The 17,243-nt window shown below is 61.3% G+C and carries 15 protein-coding genes, 1 tRNA gene and 2 rRNA genes; 10 read left to right on the forward strand and 8 right to left on the reverse strand.

All coding sequences use genetic code 11. The features are described from left to right. The 3 genes from C0456_RS16150 to C0456_RS16160 all read left to right on the forward strand — a co-directional run. Positions 1–399, forward strand: a 23S ribosomal RNA gene (locus C0456_RS16150); the annotation flags it as partial. Positions 400–494: 95 nt separating this feature from the next. Further along, positions 495–609: ribosomal RNA gene (gene rrf / locus C0456_RS16155) — 5S ribosomal RNA — on the forward strand. 184 nt (positions 610–793) lie between these two features. After that, positions 794–870, forward strand: a tRNA-Met gene (locus C0456_RS16160). Positions 871–1,057: 187 nt separating this feature from the next. Here the strand turns inward: C0456_RS16160 and C0456_RS16165 are convergent. The 6 genes from C0456_RS16165 to C0456_RS16190 form a co-directional block, all read right to left on the reverse strand. Continuing rightward, on the reverse strand, positions 1,058–1,726 hold the full coding sequence (locus tag C0456_RS16165; protein WP_291054205.1) for an A24 family peptidase: 669 nt from the start codon (positions 1,724–1,726) through the stop codon (positions 1,058–1,060). 47 nt (positions 1,727–1,773) lie between these two features. Continuing rightward, positions 1,774–2,700, reverse strand: coding sequence for a family 16 glycosylhydrolase (locus tag C0456_RS16170; protein WP_291054207.1), 927 nt, complete (start codon positions 2,698–2,700; stop codon positions 1,774–1,776). Between the two features lie 131 nt (positions 2,701–2,831). After that, positions 2,832–3,527: a sugar transferase gene (locus C0456_RS16175; protein WP_291054208.1), complete on the reverse strand. Its 696-nt coding sequence runs from the start codon at positions 3,525–3,527 to the stop codon at positions 2,832–2,834. A 348-nt stretch (positions 3,528–3,875) separates the two neighbouring features. After that, the gene (locus C0456_RS16180) at positions 3,876–4,463 is read right to left on the reverse strand and encodes a polysaccharide biosynthesis/export family protein (RefSeq protein ID WP_291054211.1); all 588 of its coding nucleotides are present in this window, start codon (positions 4,461–4,463) and stop codon (positions 3,876–3,878) included. A 65-nt stretch (positions 4,464–4,528) separates the two neighbouring features. After that, positions 4,529–5,452, reverse strand: a complete 924-nt coding sequence (locus C0456_RS16185; RefSeq protein ID WP_291054213.1) for a metallophosphoesterase family protein — start codon at positions 5,450–5,452, stop codon at positions 4,529–4,531. A gap of 69 nt (positions 5,453–5,521) precedes the next feature. Further along, entirely contained in the window at positions 5,522–6,547 is a 1,026-nt protein-coding gene (locus tag C0456_RS16190; RefSeq protein WP_291054215.1) for a glycosyltransferase family 2 protein, read from the reverse strand. 213 nt (positions 6,548–6,760) lie between these two features. Here C0456_RS16190 and C0456_RS16195 point away from each other — a divergent pair, with 213 nt between their 5' ends. The 4 genes from C0456_RS16195 to C0456_RS16210 all read left to right on the forward strand — a co-directional run bounded on the left by C0456_RS16195 (position 6,761) and on the right by C0456_RS16210 (position 11,314). Further along, a complete protein-coding gene (locus C0456_RS16195) occupies positions 6,761–7,051 on the forward strand; it encodes a putative quinol monooxygenase (protein WP_035599787.1) in 291 nt (96 codons plus the stop codon). A 15-nt stretch (positions 7,052–7,066) separates the two neighbouring features. Next, the gene (locus tag C0456_RS16200) at positions 7,067–8,290 is read left to right on the forward strand and encodes an acyl-CoA dehydrogenase family protein (RefSeq protein ID WP_291054217.1); all 1,224 of its coding nucleotides are present in this window, start codon (positions 7,067–7,069) and stop codon (positions 8,288–8,290) included. Between the two features lie 38 nt (positions 8,291–8,328). Next, on the forward strand, positions 8,329–9,774 hold the full coding sequence (locus tag C0456_RS16205) for an MFS transporter (RefSeq protein WP_291054219.1): 1,446 nt from the start codon (positions 8,329–8,331) through the stop codon (positions 9,772–9,774). A gap of 106 nt (positions 9,775–9,880) precedes the next feature. Continuing rightward, positions 9,881–11,314 carry a Do family serine endopeptidase gene (locus C0456_RS16210; protein WP_291054221.1) on the forward strand — a complete coding sequence of 478 codons (1,434 nt, stop codon included), beginning with the start codon at positions 9,881–9,883 and terminating at the stop codon, positions 11,312–11,314. A gap of 7 nt (positions 11,315–11,321) precedes the next feature. On the opposite strand, the gene C0456_RS16215 is transcribed toward C0456_RS16210, so the two are convergent. After that, a complete protein-coding gene (locus tag C0456_RS16215; protein WP_291054223.1) occupies positions 11,322–11,582 on the reverse strand; it encodes a hypothetical protein in 261 nt (86 codons plus the stop codon). Positions 11,583–11,819: 237 nt separating this feature from the next. Here C0456_RS16215 and C0456_RS16220 point away from each other — a divergent pair, with 237 nt between their 5' ends. Both C0456_RS16220 and C0456_RS16225 read left to right on the forward strand, forming a co-directional pair. Continuing rightward, the gene (locus C0456_RS16220; protein ID WP_291054225.1) at positions 11,820–13,742 is read left to right on the forward strand and encodes an acyltransferase family protein; all 1,923 of its coding nucleotides are present in this window, start codon (positions 11,820–11,822) and stop codon (positions 13,740–13,742) included. Between the two features lie 129 nt (positions 13,743–13,871). Further along, complete coding sequence (locus tag C0456_RS16225; RefSeq protein ID WP_291054227.1) at positions 13,872–14,972, forward strand: DUF5694 domain-containing protein; 1,101 nt, start codon at positions 13,872–13,874, stop codon at positions 14,970–14,972. A 3-nt stretch (positions 14,973–14,975) separates the two neighbouring features. On the opposite strand, the gene C0456_RS16230 is transcribed toward C0456_RS16225, so the two are convergent. Then, a complete protein-coding gene (locus tag C0456_RS16230) occupies positions 14,976–15,812 on the reverse strand; it encodes a TauD/TfdA family dioxygenase (RefSeq protein ID WP_291054229.1) in 837 nt (278 codons plus the stop codon). A 60-nt stretch (positions 15,813–15,872) separates the two neighbouring features. Here C0456_RS16230 and C0456_RS16235 point away from each other — a divergent pair, with 60 nt between their 5' ends. Continuing rightward, positions 15,873–17,183, forward strand: coding sequence for a replication-associated recombination protein A (locus C0456_RS16235; RefSeq protein ID WP_291054231.1), 1,311 nt, complete (start codon positions 15,873–15,875; stop codon positions 17,181–17,183). Positions 17,184–17,243 lie beyond the last annotated feature (60 nt).

The raw sequence follows: 17,243 nt of genomic DNA on the forward strand, positions 1-17,243 counted from the left end.
TCGTTTGGCACCTCGATGTCGGCTCATCACATCCTGGGGCTGGAGAAGGTCCCAAGGGTTCGGCTGTTCGCCGATTAAAGTGGTACGTGAGCTGGGTTCAGAACGTCGCGAGACAGTTTGGTCCCTATCTGCCGTGGGTGTTGGATACTTGAGAGGATTTGTCCCTAGTACGAGAGGACCGGGATGAACACACCTCTGGTGGACCTGTTGTGGCGCCAGCCGCATTGCAGGGTAGCTATGTGTGGACTAGATAACCGCTGAAAGCATCTAAGCGGGAAACTAACCTCAAAACCAGGTATCCCTGAGAGCCGTCCAAGACCAGGACGTCGATAGGTCAGGTGTGGAAGTGCCGCGAGGCATGAAGCTAACTGATACTAATTGCTCGATAGGCTTGATCCCTGAAACTCATGTGTAGTTGAAAGCTCAGACTTTCACTTCACTGTTTCAGTCAAAGACATTTTGGTTTCTTACAATCGCTAGCTGGTTTCCGCCGACCTGGTGGTAATGGCAGGGGGTCCCCACCGGATCCCATCCCGAACTCCGTCGTTAAGCCCCCTTGCGCCGATGGTACTACGTCTTAAGGCGTGGGAGAGTAGGTCGCTGCCGGGTCTGCAGAGCCCAGAAGCCGATTGTAATTTCTTGCAGACATGTCTTTCTCTTACACCATGGCCGCCTTCGGGCGGTCAGCCACCGCGATCTTATCGATCAAGGTGGCCCGGGCCGGCCCCAGCCATACCGGCGGGCCGGTTTTTTGTTTCAGGCGCAGCGATGCTTCGGGAACAGACAGAATTGACGCGGGATGGAGCAGTCCGGTAGCTCGTCAGGCTCATAACCTGAAGGTCACAGGTTCAAATCCTGTTCCCGCACCCAAAAAGGCCCCTGATTTCCTCGCGGAGATCGGGGGCTTTTCCTTTTTGGGGCTTCTTCCGGTGCGCCAGTGCCTCGCGCGGGGCTCCCAGGCGAGCGCCCACGGGCTTGGCACTCCTGAGCAGACCTCTTGTCTCCTATCTCTTGCGATGCCTGGTGCCGCGCCCGTGCGGGATATGCCTCTTTTTGCTCAGGCGGGCAGGAGCTGAGGAAACAGCCAGACGATATATCCACCCAGCGCAATCCATGGCCCGAAGGCAATCATCGTCTGGCGGGACAGGGGCTGGCGCTTCAGAGCGGCGCGGAGGCCAACGCCCAGGATCCCGGCGAGCGAGGCGATCAGCAGAACAGGCGGAATTCCGGTCAGCCCTGTCCACATGCCGATGGCGCCCAGCAGTTTGGTGTCGCCGCGGCCAAGCCCGTGAATGCCGCGCAGCCGCAGATAGGTGATCTCGACCAGCCAGAGCAGGCCAAAACCGGCGGCCGCGCCGGCCAGATGCCAGGCCCACGCCTCCGGCCGCAAGAGGGCGACCATCACGCCGCCCAGCAGGAAGACGGCAAGGTTGAGCCCGTCAGGCAGCAGATAGCTGCGCAGATCAATCAGGGCGAGCGCCAGAAGCAACCAGCCAAAACATATTGTAAAACAGAGGAGTAGTGCGCTTTCCGGCAATAGCGGCATGCCTGCCACGGTTACCAGCGCGCCGGCGATGCCGGCCAGCACCGGGCGCGGCCCGGCCACCTTTTCTCCGGGCGCCGCCGCCTTCCGGGCATATTTCACGGCCAAAGCGTCGAGGCCCGCCCCGCCCAGGACACCGGCAATCAGGCCGGCCGGCAGAAGGAAATGTTCAAGTCCGGTCATGGCCCGTCATACTCTGCCATGCCGGGCGTTGCCATTGCGGGAAGGTCTCAGTTCGCGGCGCGGCCGGCATTGGCGGCCACCGGATCGAATGTGTCGGAACATTGCGGCCCGGTATCGCCCGCTTTCAGATAGCTGAGGCAGTAATAGGCAGCGCGGGTGCCATCCTCGAAGGTGGGCTCGCCGTGCCACTGATACTGTTCTTCCTGCCCGCTCCAGAGCTGGAGGATGATGCGGCTGGGATTCTGCGGGATGGGGTGCTCGTCCTGCGTGGCCGTATGCATCAGCTGGCCGTCGACATACCAGCGGATCCGGTCCGGCTCCCAGTCGACGGCGTAGAGATGGATTTCCTTGCTGGCATCGAAGGGCAGGGGCATCTCGAGATAGCGATAGGGCTCGCCATCCGTGAAATAGTTGCCGGTAACCATGTTCAGGTTCTTGCCGAGGAATTCGATGTCGATCTCATCATGCTGGGCGCCGAACTGTTCGGAGGTGTGGGTGAAGAGGGCGCTGACCGTGCCGGAGCCGGGCGCCGGCGTCATCACCACTTCGATCCGCCCGAAGGAATAGAGGCCGCGCCGCTGATATTCGGCTCCGGCGAGCTTCTTGCTGCCCACGCGCATCCGGCGCAGTTCCAGCTCCACCCGGTCGTCGAAAAAATGGATATGCCGCGCCAGCCAGGCGGGGTGGGGCGAGGGGTAGGTCATGTTGGCCTTGTACCAACGGGTGGGATCGTGTCCGTCCCCGAAATTGTGGAGGAAGGAGGCGCCCTCTGCCGCGTCCGGCGCCATGGGCGGATAGCCCTCAGGAACAGGGATCTGTTCGACAGGCAGGTGGGCCTCTTCATGCGGGTTATGCGGGACGACGACAGCCGGGGCGACCACAACAACCGGCGCGGTCAGAACCGAGCCCGCCAGGAGCCCGATCAGGATTATCCCAAGCACAGCGCCAAGCCGGGCGGCGGTATCGTCGCTCAATTTCACCCAGCTACCCACGAACATTGGCCGCTCAAAAACAGGCTCCGCAAAGAGCCTGTTCCCCCAAGATCAATTTCAAGGAAGTAGAAAAAACGGCCCCCAGCAAGCCGTTTTTCTACTCTTAGTGCCGTTTACCAGGCGCCGTCAGACTTGAGGACCGCCGGGATCGTCTTGAGGATGATCATCACATCGCCCCAGAAAGAGCGTGTCTGAGCATAGGACGTGTCGATGCGGACGCGTTCCGGATAGCTGATCTTGCTGCGGCCGCTGATCTGCCACAGGCCGGTGATACCGGGGCGGACGCTGCAATAGTCGGCGAAGTTTTCGCCATATTTGCCGCGCTCCGAGAGCGAGATCGGACGCGGACCGACGAGCGACATGTCTCCTTTCAGCACGTTGATGAGCTGGGGGAGTTCGTCGATCGAGGTGGCGCGGATGAAGCGGCCCAGCGGCGTGATGCGCGGATCATGCGTCAGCTTCTGGGTCAGTTCCCACTCGCGCCGGGCTTCCGGATTGGAGTCCAGCAGCGCCTGCAGCCGCTCGGCCGCATCCGGCACCATGGAGCGCAGTTTGTAGCATTTGAACGTGCGGCCATACTGGCCGTAACGGGTGTGCGAGAAAATCGCTGCCTGACCGTCCTGAAGGCGCACCATCAGCGCAACGATCAGAAGCAGCGGAGCAACAAAAATCAGGCCCAGCGAAGCAGCGAGGATATCGAGCGCGCGCTTCGCCGTGAACGAGTTGCGCGGGTTCGGCCGGCGCGGCTCGCTAATGACAAAGCCGTCCTCCTCGACACCGCCAGTCGCGTCGGTGATCCGGAATTCCATTGGTAGTCCCCTTTGTACTCTACGCCGCGTTACACTTGTTAATCCGCGCGACTGCTTTTCAGCCTTAGTCCCCATATGACCGGGCCGCGCGGAGCTCATGTATTGGCGTTTGCAATTCGTATACCACTTTCGCGTTTGCGAAATAAGGGCTTTCTTAAACTTTCTCCCGTCAGGCGAAGTATTCGTCAAATATTGGCACAGTCTGCCGCCGGGGCGGGCAGTGGCAATGGTTTATCGTTTGTTAAACATGAATGAAACGCAACGAGCTGTCTCATATTCGCTCAAGTCACAAAAAAAAGCGCCGCAGTGGGCGGCGCTTTCTGTTCTGGCTGTTGAAGGAAGCGGGACTTAGAAAATCCGCTCACCGATTCGAATTGTATCGCCCGGCTTCACCACCGTGGACGGGGTGAGGTCATAGGCGATCTCCTGATTGGCATCCATGCTCTTGATATAGACCACGCGCTTGTTCGCCCGATAGGAGAATCCGCCCGCAGCCGCAACAGCGTTCTGAACCGTCAGACCGCTCGTATAGGGATATTCGCCGGGGCGGCCGACTTCGCCGAGGATATAATAAGGACGATAGTTGATCACCTCCACGCTCACGCGCGGGTCCAGCACATAGCCATCGGCCAGCTTGGTCGCGATGGCGCCCTCCAGATCGGGGGTCGAGAGGCCGAGCGCGGCGATTTGGCCGATGAGCGGCATCGAGATGGCGCCGGTGCCGTCCACCTCGAACTCACCCGACAGGGTGGGGTGGCCGAACACGGTCACGCGCAGCCGGTCGCTGGAACCCAGCGTATAGGCTGTCGCGATCTGGGACAGGGTGGTGACGTCGGCGTCGCGCGCGCCGGCCGTGGGGCCGGTGGTGCCACAGGCGGAAACCATCAGACCAAGGGCGAGGGCCATGATGGCCAGAAAGGAGCGAAGCGTCAGCATGCTGCAGGGTCTCCTGAATTCGTTCACGGGGATGACGGGGTCCCGGAAGCCATAATCACTAGATTTCAGGTGTTAATGAAAGCAACATCTGTGCCGAAAAGGCGCGCTGCAGAGAGCTTTCCAGTGAGGAAAGCCCCGGTATCAAGACCAATCCTGCGGTCGTCCCTGTAGATTGCGTCTTCCGGCGTGTGTCCGTGAACGATCAGGTGATCGAACGGCAGGGCGTCGTCGAGGAACTCCTCGCGGATCCACAGCATGTCCCGCTGGCTCTGCTTGTCCAGGCTGAGGCCAGGGCGCAGGCCGGCATGGACGAACAGATAGTCGCCGGCCACATGATAGGGCTTCAGCGACTGGAAAAAGCTCAGATGGCTTTCCGGCAACCGCTCGCGGAAAGCTTCCCAGAGTTTTGTCCAGGCCTCGCGGACCTTGGCCATCTCTTCATGCGAGTTGAGGCTGGCCCGGCTGTTGGGCGGGGCGAAGCCATAGGAATAAAGAGTTTCGCCGCCGCCAAAGCGGGTCCATTGCGTGCCGAAATTAACCTCCTGAAGGAAGCGCAACAGCGCCTCTTCATGGTTTCCGAGCAGGAAAACCGGATCGTACCGGTCGAGCGCGCCACTGGTGAAATATTCGATCACGTCACGCGATTGCAGGCCGCGGTCGATATAATCTCCCAGGAAGATGATCTGGGGTTTCACCCCCTCGGGCAGCCCGGCGGCGTCCGCATCGATCTGCTCCACCAGGCGCAGCAACAGGTCCATCCGGCCGTGGATATCGCCCACGGCATAAAGGCAAAGGCCTTCGGGGGCCTGGGTTATCCGCTGCACTTCAGGCGGGGCGCTGCGCGTTTCGCCGCCGGCGCGCACATCGTCTTCGCGCGGCACCACACGGAACTGGGAGAGGATATTGCGACGCGCGGCGTCCGCCGAGCGGCTAAGCTGGCCGAAACGGGCCCTCAGGGCATCCGCAAGCTTTCCTCTGGTCAAAGCCATCATAGTTATCCCCGGTAGCGGGCAACCTATCCGATTAACCTTGTGAAACCAAGAAAACGGATGTGAGTTTTACCGCTTCCCGGCAACACTTTCCCAAGTAAATCCGGCCGCCCAGGCCAGATGCATTGTGCCGGCAGCCAAGCCCGAAAGCAGGCCGCAGGCGGATTTGTGCTTCAAGGCAATTGCCGCAGAGGCGCCAGCCAGCACGCTGAGATAGCCTGCAGGCAACAGAAGTGCCTGCCACTGAAAGAGGCCCACCACGAGGCCGGCCAGACAGAGTGCCAGCATAGAGATGGGCGCCGACTGGCGCAGTTTCAATCTGGCCTTGTGTTTGCGCAGGTTTTGCGCCCGGCCTTTGCCATAGTTGAAATACTGCCGCGCCAGGGCGCGGACCGACCCGCGCGGTGTATAATCGATCCGGATATCCGCATCGAGCCACACCCGGCCGCCGGACTTGCAGACGCGGTAATCATATTCGGCGTCTTCATTATGGGAGAAGGCCTCGTCATAGCCGCCCACACTGCGGAACCAGACAATGTCAAAGCCGGCATGGTGGCCATGATCGGCATATTGAGACCTGCGCCCCCCGCGATGGGCTGAGCCGCCTGAGCCGATCAGCGTGTCGACCACCCAGGCGTTGGCCTTTTCGAAACAGGTCTCGCCCACCGCGTCCATCGGGATCACCACAGAGGCGGCGCCGGTGCGCTTCAGCGCTTCGGCGACATGCAGGATGAAGTTGGGCGGATAGGCCGAATGGGCATCGCACCGTATCAGCCAGCGCGTGCCGGGGGTGGCATGGTCGGCGGCGGCCCGATTGATCGCTGCCGATTGCAGGCGCTTCTTGTTTTCCAGCAGCCGCAAATTGGGGAACTCCGCCATCAGACGCTTCACGATGGCGACCGTCTCGTCCGTGCTGCCTCCGTCGGCGACCGTCAGCGGGACGAGCCGGAGCAGGGGGCTGCCCCGCATCAGCGTGCGAATGCATGTCTCGATATGGCGCGCCTCATTGAAAGCCGGAATCACGGCGAGGATCGAGCTCGGATCGACGCCCAGAGTTACAGGCTTGAAAGTTGCGGTGTTTATGGATGTCAGCATCGGTGCGTTGCCGGTTGATCGTTGCGGTCAGGGAAAATTAGAGCAAATCCCGTTCCACCCAACGCACAGAAAGATAACAAATTCGCCATCTCTCTGTAACTCCCGGAGGGCCTCTCCGGCCGATCAAATCCTTGCGGGCTGACGCCGGGATAGGCTTGCCGCCGGGCGCGGACGTCATAGTGTAGCGAAGAACGATAATTCGCGGAGGAAACGATGATTGGCGTAGTCGCAAAGCTGAAAATTCAGGACGGCAAACAGGCAGAGTTTGAACAGGTCGCCAAGGATCTGATGGCCAAGGTCAAGGCAAATGAGCCGGGCTGCCTCACCTACCAGCTCTACAAGACCAAGGGCTCCTCCACCGAATATATCTTCATGGAACAGTATGCGTCGGCCGACGCGCTGAAATCCCATGGCCAGACCGAATATTTCAAGGCCGCCGGTCCCAAGCTCGGCGCTGTCCTCGCCGGCGCGCCCGACGTCCAGTATTACGACATCGTAGAATAACCGGAGCCTCCACCCATGGACCTTTCGCTTTCCCCGGCCGACCAGAAATTCCAGCAGGAAGTTCGCGACTGGATCGCGGAAAACTTCGATGCCGAGCTGCGCGCGAAAATGGCGCTCACCAAGAATGGCTATGTCGACAAGGCAAGCCAGGTGGCCTGGCAGAAGAAGCTGGCTTCCAAAGGGTGGATCGCTCCCAACTGGCCGAAGGAATATGGCGGGCCGGGCCTCAGCGCCACGCAGCGCCATATCCTTCATGCCGAACTTTCCGGCGCGGGCACGCCCAACGTCGCCCCCTTCGGCGTCTCCATGGTGGCGCCTGTCATCATGGCCTTCGGCAATGAGGCGCAGAAGAAGGAACATCTTCCGAAAATCCTCAGCTCCGATGTCTGGTGGTGCCAGGGCTATTCAGAGCCGGGCGCCGGCTCCGACCTGGCCGGCCTGCAGATGAGCGCTGTGCGCGACGGCGATGAATACGTGCTCAACGGCTCGAAGATCTGGACGACGCTGGCCCAATGGGCCGACATGATCTTCTGCCTCGTGCGTACCGACAAGAGCGGCAAGCCGCAGGAAGGCATCAGCTTCATCGTCTTCCCCATGACGCTGCCGGGCATCACCATCCGCCCGCTGCCCACGCTCGACGGCCCGGCCGAAGGCCAGCATGAGATCAACCAGGTCTTCTTCGAGAATGTCCGCGTCAAGATCAAGGACGCCCTGATCGGCGAGGAGAACAAGGGCTGGACCTATGCCAAATACCTGCTCGAATTCGAGCGGGGCAATGCCTATGCCTCCGGCCTGCGCAACATGCTGCGCAAGGTACGCAAGATCGCGTCCAAGGAAATGGCCGGTGATGTGCCGGTTCTCCGCGACCCTGATTTTGCCCGCAAGCTGGCGCGCACCGAGATCCGCGTCGAGGCGATTGACGCCACCGAGCAGCGCGTTCTCTCGGCCCTGTCGGCGGGGCAGAATGTCGGCCCGGAAAGCTCGATGCTGAAATATCAGGGCTCCGAGGTTCAGCAGGAAATCACGGAACTCGCGCTGGAGGCGGCCGGCCTTTATGGCAACCCCTTCGTGCAGGATACGCTTGCCCTGGCAGAGCCCGGCACGAACGCCGAATCTCCGACGCCGGAGCATCTGCTCACCGCGGCGCCCAGCTATTTCAACTACCGGAAGACTTCTATCTACGCCGGGTCCAACGAGATCCAGCGCAATATCATAGCGAAGATGGTGCTGGGCCTGTAACGGCCCAAGCAACACGCAACTACATCGGGAGGAATTGAATGGCGGTTACCCAGGCTGGTAAGCCGGGCCTGTTCACGCGCTTGTCGTTTGGAATCGGCGGCGCGGCGGATGGCATCAAGAATAACGGCTTCGATTACGCGCTGTTGTTCTTCTACAGCAACATCATGGGCGTGGATGCCGGCCTGGTAGGCGTCGCGCTTCTGATCGCGCTGATCATCGATGCGGTGTCAGATCCCGTCGTTGGCTACTGGTCCGACAATATGCGCACCCGCTTCGGCCGCCGCCATCCCTTCATGTATGCCGCCCTGATCCCCACGGCGATCACCTACTTCCTCACCTGGAACCCGCCAGAAGGGATGACCGGCAACGATCTTTTCCCCTGGCTGGTGGCCACCACCATCCTTGTGCGGATCAGTTTCACCTTCTATGACGTGCCCAGCTCCGCCCTCTCGGCCGAGCTGACCTCCGACTATGACGAGCGCACCTCGCTGATGTCGCTGCGCTATTTCTTCGGCTGGTTTGGCGGCCTGACGATCCAGATCCTGCTGTTCCGGTTCCTGCTGGTGCCGACCGAGGACATCCCGGTCGGGGTGTTCAATGTCGAGGGCTGGAACACGTACGGCCTGGTCTCGGCCATCTGTATCCTGACGGCGGTTGCCATCTGCGCGCTCGGCACGCACAGCCACATTCCGCGCCTGAAGGCGGCCCCGCCGGCGCGCAACCTCACCCTGGGCAAGATCTTCGGCGAAATCTTCGAGACGATCTCCAACCCGTCCTTCCGGGCGCTGTTCATCGCCACGCTCTGCGGCCTGATCGCCACCGGCATCTCGGCGACGCTCAACCAGTACATCAACACGATCTTCTGGGAGTTCGACAACACCCAGATCGCCAACCTCACGATGGGGGTCTATGTCTCGGCGGTCCTTGCGCTGATCATCGCGCCCATCGTCGGCAAGACCTTCGGCAAGAAGCGCGGCGCCATGACCATCGGCGCCCTCGCCTTCACCATCGCGCCGCTGCCCGTTTTCCTCCGCCTCTTCGGCCTGCTGCCGCCCAATGGCTCGCCCGAACTCTTCCTCATCATCATCTCGATCACCATCTTCGACCTGTCGCTGATCATCGCCACGCAGATGCTGCTCGGGTCGATGGTGGCCGACATTGTGGAAGATTCAGAGCTGCAGACCGGCCGGCGCTCCGAAGGCATCTTCTTTGCCGGCATCAGCTTCATCCGGAAGCTGTCGCAGGGGGCAGGGGTGATCACCGCCTCGATGGTGCTGGCCGTTGCCGGTCTCTCCCAGGGTGGGGGCGTTGACGCGGCCACGCCGGAAGAGATTCGCATGCTCGGCTGGGGCTATGGCATCTCGCTGCTCACCGCCTGGACCCTGATGCTGATCTGCATCAGCTTCTACCGGATCAGCCGCGAAAGCCATGCCGACAATCTCGAAAAGCTGAAACTGAGGCAGGCGCAGCAGGATGCGCTGTAACGGCCGATGCCGCCGCCGGCAGCGCCTGCGCTTGCCTGCGGCGGCATGACCTGTCTGAAATGTCATCTCGGCGCGATTGCGCCATAATTCGCTCCGCAATAGAGCCATGATCATGACCCATCTCACGATCATGACCCGACACGCTTCCAAGCTCCTGGCGGCCGCCTTCCTTGCCGTGATCATGGCCTTGACCATGGTGATCATGCCCGTCTTTGCGCAGGGCGCGCCGGCTGAGCGCGTGCCCGCCTCGACGGCCGAGATCAGCCTCACCTTCGCGCCCCTCGTGCGCCAGGCCTCGCCCGCTGTCGTCAACGTCTATACCGAGAAGAATGTCGCCCAGCGCGGCATGACGCTGGAACAGATGATGTTTGGCGTCGCCCCGCAAAGCCGGGTGCAGAACTCCCTCGGCTCGGGCGTCATCGTCGGCGCCGATGGCATCATCGTCACCAACAACCACGTCATCCAGGGCGCGGACACTTTCCGCGTCGTGCTCAGCGACCGGCGCGAATATGCCGCCGAGCTGCTGCTGGGCGACGAACGCACCGACCTTGCCGTGCTGCGCATCAACACTGAAGGCCAGCGCCTGCCGGTGCTGCCTTTCGCCGATACGCGCGACACCCAGGTCGGCGATCTCGTCCTCGCCATCGGCAACCCCTTCGGCGTCGGCCAGACGGTCACCAACGGCATCATCTCCGCCACCGCCCGCACAGACGTTGGCATCAACGACTACTCCTTCTTCATCCAGACGGATGCAGCGGTGAACCCCGGCAATTCCGGCGGCGCCCTCGTCAACACGCGCGGCGAGCTTGTCGGCGTCAACACGGCGATCTTCTCTCGCTCGGGCGGCTCGGTCGGCATCGGCTTTGCGATCCCGGCAGAGATGGTCAAGCGCGTGGTGGATGCCGCCGTCAATGGCGGCACCTTCGTGCGCCCCTGGCTTGGCCTGGCGGCCCAGTCGGTCAGCTTTGACATCGCCAAGGCGCAGGGGCTCGCCCGCCCCGTCGGCGTGATGGTCACCGAAGTTTATCCCGGCGGCCCGGCCGAGCGCGCCGGCCTGCGTCGGGGCGATCTCGTCACCGCGATTGATGACCGCGAAGTGTTCGATGAGAAGGGGCTGAAATTCCTCGCCGCCATCCGCAATCCGGGCGAGCTGGCCAAGCTCTCCGTCCTGCGCGGCGGCAGAAACCAGACCATCAATGTGAAGGTTGAGCCCCCGCCGGGCGCCACCGAGGCCGATGTGGTCCTCCTCACCAATGGCTCTGTCTTCAACGGCGCCCGCGTGATCGAGCTCTCGCCCCGCCTCGCCGAAGAAAACGGCCTTGATCCCTTCACGCGCGGCTCGGGCATCTATGTCCACTCCGTCACCCGCGGCACCATCTCGCGCAACTATTTCCGCCCCGGCGACATCATCCGCTCCGTGAACGGAAAGCAGACCAAGACGGTAAAGGAAATTCAGGAAGTCCTGAAACAGGACACCCGCGAATGGGACATCGAGATCGAACGCAACGGCCGCGTGGTGCGCGGCAAAGTCCGCACCTGATCTGATCTCAGGACTGGCGTTCCGCAAGAAAGCGCCCGGCGTCTGCCTCGCGCACACCCGGTGGCCGTCCGCCAGCGCATGCGCGTTTGAACCCCTTGGGGCGGCGCTTCTGCTTCCCCCGCTCATGAGCAGGCAGATTAACCATAATCATCCTCAGCCTGCCGTGAGTTTTCTCTTTATGGGAGAGTTTGCGGGCATTTTGCGGGCTCTTTCGCCCCAAAAATAGTTTTGTTTTCAGGGTCGGCTTGACTCGCAAGGCTTTGCTCATATCAACCTGATGGTGGGTGTGCGGATTTATGCCAGGGGTGGGTAAGCAACAATTTCTGGACGGCAAGGTAAACGCTGGTCCGAATATCCTGTGACAGGATCCAGGATGTTTCTGTGCGGAGCGATGCAGCGACTTCCGTAACGGTGGACCAGAATTTACTGCCGGCAAGGTGTTGATTTCACCCTCTTGGCCTCATTCCGGGCATTGCGTGCATTTGTCGTGCTGGGGTCGAGACTCGTGAAATACCGCGCAGAAATTGATGGCTTGCGTGCACTGGCGGTAATTTCCGTTGTGATCTTTCATTTCTATCCCGCCCATCTGGGATTTGGCTATCTCGGCGTGGACATCTTCTTCGTCATTTCGGGATATCTCATCACGGCGCATCTGCTGCACAATCAGTCGATGCCCTATGCCGGGTATCTGCAGCACTTCTATGTGCGGCGTATCAAAAGACTGTTCCCGGCACTGTTTGTTTTTCTGCTGGCGACCTCGGTCCTCGTCTCGGCGGTCTATCTCGTCGCGGATCTGAAGAAGTTCCTTCAGAGCCTGATTGCCACGCAGACTTTCTGGGCCAACTGGTATTTCTGGCGCGACGGCGGGTATTTCGGAGGAAATGACCAGATCAAGCCATTGCTGCACATGTGGTCGCTGTCCGTTGAAGAACAGTTTTACATCATCTTTCCGACTTTCCTGTTCCTTCTGGCGCTGCTGGGGCGAAGAGTAAGTTTCGCGGCCGGTGGCGGAATAATCCTGGCGACAGCAGGCAGCTTCCTGCTCTGGTTCCATCTAAATCGGATCGGTGGTGAAAATCCGGCATTTTTCCTGTTGCCGACGCGGGCGTGGGAGTTTGGTCTGGGCGCAATTGCCGCCTATGTTCATGGCGCAAACCGCTTCCAGAAGGTCACACAGAACGGCTTGCTCGCTTACCTGGCGGTTGCCCTTTTCGCGATCGGCTTCTTCTATCCGGTGTCGCTGGTTGCCAACACCATCATCGTGACGTGCGGCGCTGCTCTCTTCATTCTGTGTACGGCAAATGAGAGAAACCTTGCCTTCAGGCTGTTTTCCCTGCCGGTGCCGCGGGAGATAGGAAAGATATCCTATTCTCTCTATCTCTATCATTGGCCGATTGCGGCAGTGATGCTCTATATTCTTGTCGAGCCGCCAGGCTTCCTGATGGCCTTCGCGGGTATTCTGCTCAGCGTTCTGCTCGGCTGGTTGTCCTACCGGTTCGTGGAAACGCCTTTCCGTTACAAACTTCCCTTCTGGCAAACGCTTTCGCTGGTCATCGCAATGGCATTGCTTTCAATTGCAATCACTTTGTCAGTGATCAAACTGACCCCGCCTTCAAATGCCTCCAAGCTCGCCGAGAATGGCGGCACGCATTTCCGGTGTCCCGCGAGCGCCTATATTCCGTACGGCGCGTCCCGCGCCTGCAGGATCGGGCAGGATGGCGCGGTTCGGCGGGAGATCGTCCTCCTGGGCAATTCCCATGCGCAGATGTTTGCCCCCCTGGTGAGTGACGTGCTTGCCGGGCAGGGGATGAGCGGCCTGCTCGTGCCCCTCAATTCCTGCCTTCCGACAACAACGATCAATATAGACACCGTTTGCCTTGCCCATGCGGAAAGGAATCTGGAGGCTGTAATGGCCGACCCAGATGTGAAAATGGTTGTGATTGCGTCGACCTGGTATGGAAACGACTATGTTGACGTATACGGACAGAAATCCGACAAGGAGAATTTGCCGGCAGCATTCCTTGATCTGAGGGATAGGCTGAAGAGAGAAGGCATTGAGATGGTCTTGTTCTCGCCTTTGCCGGTGCCATACCAGGATCTCGCCAGCGAGCTTCCAAGACTGATCAAGTTTGGGCGTCTGGAGGAAACTGAACTGGAAGGCCGTTTAAGGAAGGACTGGCTCTCTTTTCACACGGAATATGCGGCCCTGAACGAAACCTTCAGGCAAGGCCTGGGCAATGCCTATCTGGAAGTTTACCGGGACCTCTGCGATGCGGAGTATTGCTACTTTGGTCAGGGTAGCGAAATGTTCTATGCGGATTCAAACCATCTGAGCCAGCACGCGCTGGAGCGGCTTGAACTCACCAGAGCTCAGCTTCAAGCTTTTATCGGCGCGCGCGCACCCTTCGTCACCCTCGAAGGGCGCTAGCCCGTCTGAGGACCTTTCTCCTGCTGCAATCGCGACGCACCGGGCTTCCCGCCTCAGAAATATCTGCCTGGGTGCATCCAAATGGCGTTCCCGCCGCATCTGCTGTCTGTGACAAGTCGGGAGATCGCCATGAAATTCGTCCAGGCCCTTGCAGCCGCGTCCCTGTTGCTGATTGCTCCGGCTTTTGCCGGCGCCCCGTCTGAAGCGTTCGATCCGCGCAGCCTGCAACAACGCCTGCATGGCGCGCCGACCCAGCTTCTGGTGCTGGGCTCCCCCCACCTTTCCGGCGCGCCGGAGGATTTCGATCCTGCCGTTCTGGAGCCGCTGCTCCAGCGCCTTGCCGCCTTCGCGCCGGATGTGATCGCGATCGAAAACCTGTCTGGTGAGAGCATCCGCGCGCTCAAGGATTATGAGGCGATCTATCATGAGACGGCCGATGACTACGGTGCCCGTCTGCTCAAGGGGGCCGCGCTCGCCGCCGGGCAAATTGGTCTCGACCTGCCGGCCGCGGAAGCAGAGGTGCGCCGGGCGCTCGCAGAATGGCCAGATGCGCCGGCACCTGCGCAGCGGCGCCATCTGGCCGCGCTCTTTGCCGCCTCGGGCGATGCGCATTCCGCCCTTGTCCAGTGGTGGCGTCTGCCGGAAGCGGAGCGGGTCGCTGCGGACGGAATTTCGCCGGAACTCGCCGCCTTCTTCGGCGAATACGATACGCGCCGGAATGAAAGCCATCTGATCGGGGCAAGGCTCGCCGAACGCCTCGGTCTCGAGCGCGTCTATCCGGTAGATGATCATCACAGTGATGATCTGGTCTATCCCATCATTCCGCAATTGAGCGAGTTCTTTGAAGCTCAGAACATCGGCGCCATTCTTGAAATGCCTGAATACCAGCCGCTGATCCATGCGGCAGACCGGCTTCGGACACCGGAGGAAGCGCTGGACACCTATCGCTACCTCAATTCGCCGGAGGCTGGCCAGCTCGACGTTGCGCTGCAATGGGCACTGCTGATCGACCGGCCCTCACCAGGCCATGCCGGCCGTGTGCGCATGGCCGAATGGGAGGCCCGCAATCTGCGGCAGGTGGCTCATATTCGCGAGGCGATGGCCCAGGCGCCGGGAGGGCGTGTGCTTGTGATCGTCGGCTCGGCGCACAAGCCATGGTTCGATGCCTATCTCGCCATGATAAGCGATATCGAACTCGTCGATGCGGCGACTGTTCTGGGTGAGCGCTGACGGTTACGCCGCCCCGATCGTCGTGCGGTGCAGCAGCCGGTCATGCCCGGCATAGCCGCCAGTGGCCATGTGCAGCGTGCAGCGATTGTCCCACATCAGCAGCATGCCCTTCTGCCAGCGGTGGCGATACTGGAATTCGGGCCGCGTCTGCCAGCGGTAAACCTCCGACACGAGATCCCAGCCTTCCGCCTCGTCCATGCCTTCCACGCCGACAATATAGCCCGCGCAGCCAAACAGGCTCTCGCAGCCCGTTTCCGGATGTACACGGATGAAAGGGTGGGCGTGGGTTGCCTCTGCCTGGTCCGAAGGGCGGATGTCCATGCTGCGGCCCTTGTCGCCCGCGCCATACATGCCCTTGGGCGAATAGGCATTCTTTGCCGAATGGATGGCCTTCTTGCCCTCGATCCGGCGGCGCAGATCCTCCGGCATTTCGGCCAGCGCCTTGTACTGGTTGGTGAAGAGGGTATCGCCGCCAACAGGCGGAATGGTGATGCCATAAAGGCAGGTGCCCTGCGGCGGCTTCTCCTGAAAGCTCCAGTCCGAATGCCAGCTTTCGGCAAAGATCGGCGAGGTTTCATCCGCCGCCCGCTTCACCGCGATGATATGCTTGCGCCCCGGTATCGGCGCAATGAACGGGTCATCCCCGAACGGCCCGAAGGCGAGGGTAAAGCGTTCCAGATCATCATCGCTCAGCTGCTGATCAGGGAAACAGATGACCTGGTGCTCCAGCCACAGCTCGCGGATTTCGGCAGCAAGGCTGGCAGGGATCGGCTGCGAAAGATCCACCCCGCGCACCTGCGCGCCGCAGGCCATATCGGATGGGGTAACAGTCAGGGTCATTTTATATTTCCTCCCAGTCCCCATCTTACCACGCCGTGCCCAAAGTCCTAGAACCTATACATGAGCGATCTATTCTCCGCCGCCGGCCTTGATGACACCGCGCCCCGCCCGCTGGCGGACAGGTTGCGCCCGAAGAAGCTGTCCGAAGTCGTCGGGCAGGGGCATCTGATTGGCCCGGAGGGCCCCATCGGCGCCATGCTGCGCAACGGCCGCCTCGTCTCGATGATTCTCTGGGGCCCGCCCGGCGTCGGCAAGACGACGATCGCCCGCCTGCTCGCCCAGGAAACCGATCTGGAATTTGAGGCCCTCTCGGCCATCTTCTCCGGCGTCAAGGATCTGCGCGCCGCCTTCGAGAAGGCCGAGGCCCGCCGCCGAATCGGCAAGGGCACGCTTCTGTTCGTGGACGAGATCCACCGCTTCAACCGCGCCCAGCAGGATGGCTTCCTGCCTTTCGTGGAGAGCGGCACGGTCACGCTGATCGGCGCCACCACCGAGAATCCCAGCTTCGAGCTGAACGGCGCGCTCCTCTCCCGCTGCCAGGTGATGGTTCTGAAGCGGCTGGAAGACGGGGACATGCGCGAGCTGATGACCCGCGCCGAGCAGGAAATGCGCCGGCGTATTCCGGTCGTGCCGGAGGCACGCGAAGCGCTGATCCGCATGGCCGATGGCGACGGGCGCTACCTGCTCAATCTGGTCGAGCAGGCCTACGCCATGCGCGGCGAGCCGGGCCTCCTCAGCCTCGAGGAAATCGCCACCGGCCTGCAGAAACGTGCCGCCGCTTATGACAAGGACCGGGAAGAACATTACAACCTCATCTCCGCCCTGCACAAATCCGTGCGCGGATCAGACCCGGATGCGGCGCTCTACTGGTTTGCCCGCATGCTGGAAGGGGGCGAAGACCCCCTCTTCATCGCCCGCCGCCTCATCCGCATGGCGAGCGAGGATATTGGCCTCGCCGATCCCACCGCCCTGATGATCTGCGGCGAGGCCGCCCGCGCCTATGAACGCCTCGGCTCGCCCGAAGGCGAACTGATGCTCGCCCACGCCGTCATCCATCTTGCTACCGCGCCCAAATCCAACGCCGCCTATGTTGCCTACAAGGCCGCCCGCCGCGCCGCCGCCGAAACCGGCAGCCTGATGCCCCCCAAACACATCCTCAACGCGCCCACCGCGATGATGAAGGATCAGGGCTATGGCTCCGGCTATGTCTATGATCACGATACGGAGGAAGGCTTCTCCGGCCAGGACTATTTCCCGGACGCCATGGGCCGCCAGCAATTCTACACGCCCAAGGGGGCAGGCCGCGAAAAGCCCATCGCCGAACAGCTCGCCCGCTTCGCGGAGATGCGCCGGAGGCGCGGGGATGGGTAAAAGCTTCAGGCGCCGCAGCCCTCACCTCCCACGCTCTGCGAGCGCGAACCCCTCCTCTCC

This window comes from Hyphomonas sp. (genome assembly GCF_013823385.1).
Classification (GTDB): Bacteria; Pseudomonadota; Alphaproteobacteria; order Caulobacterales; family Hyphomonadaceae; genus Hyphomonas.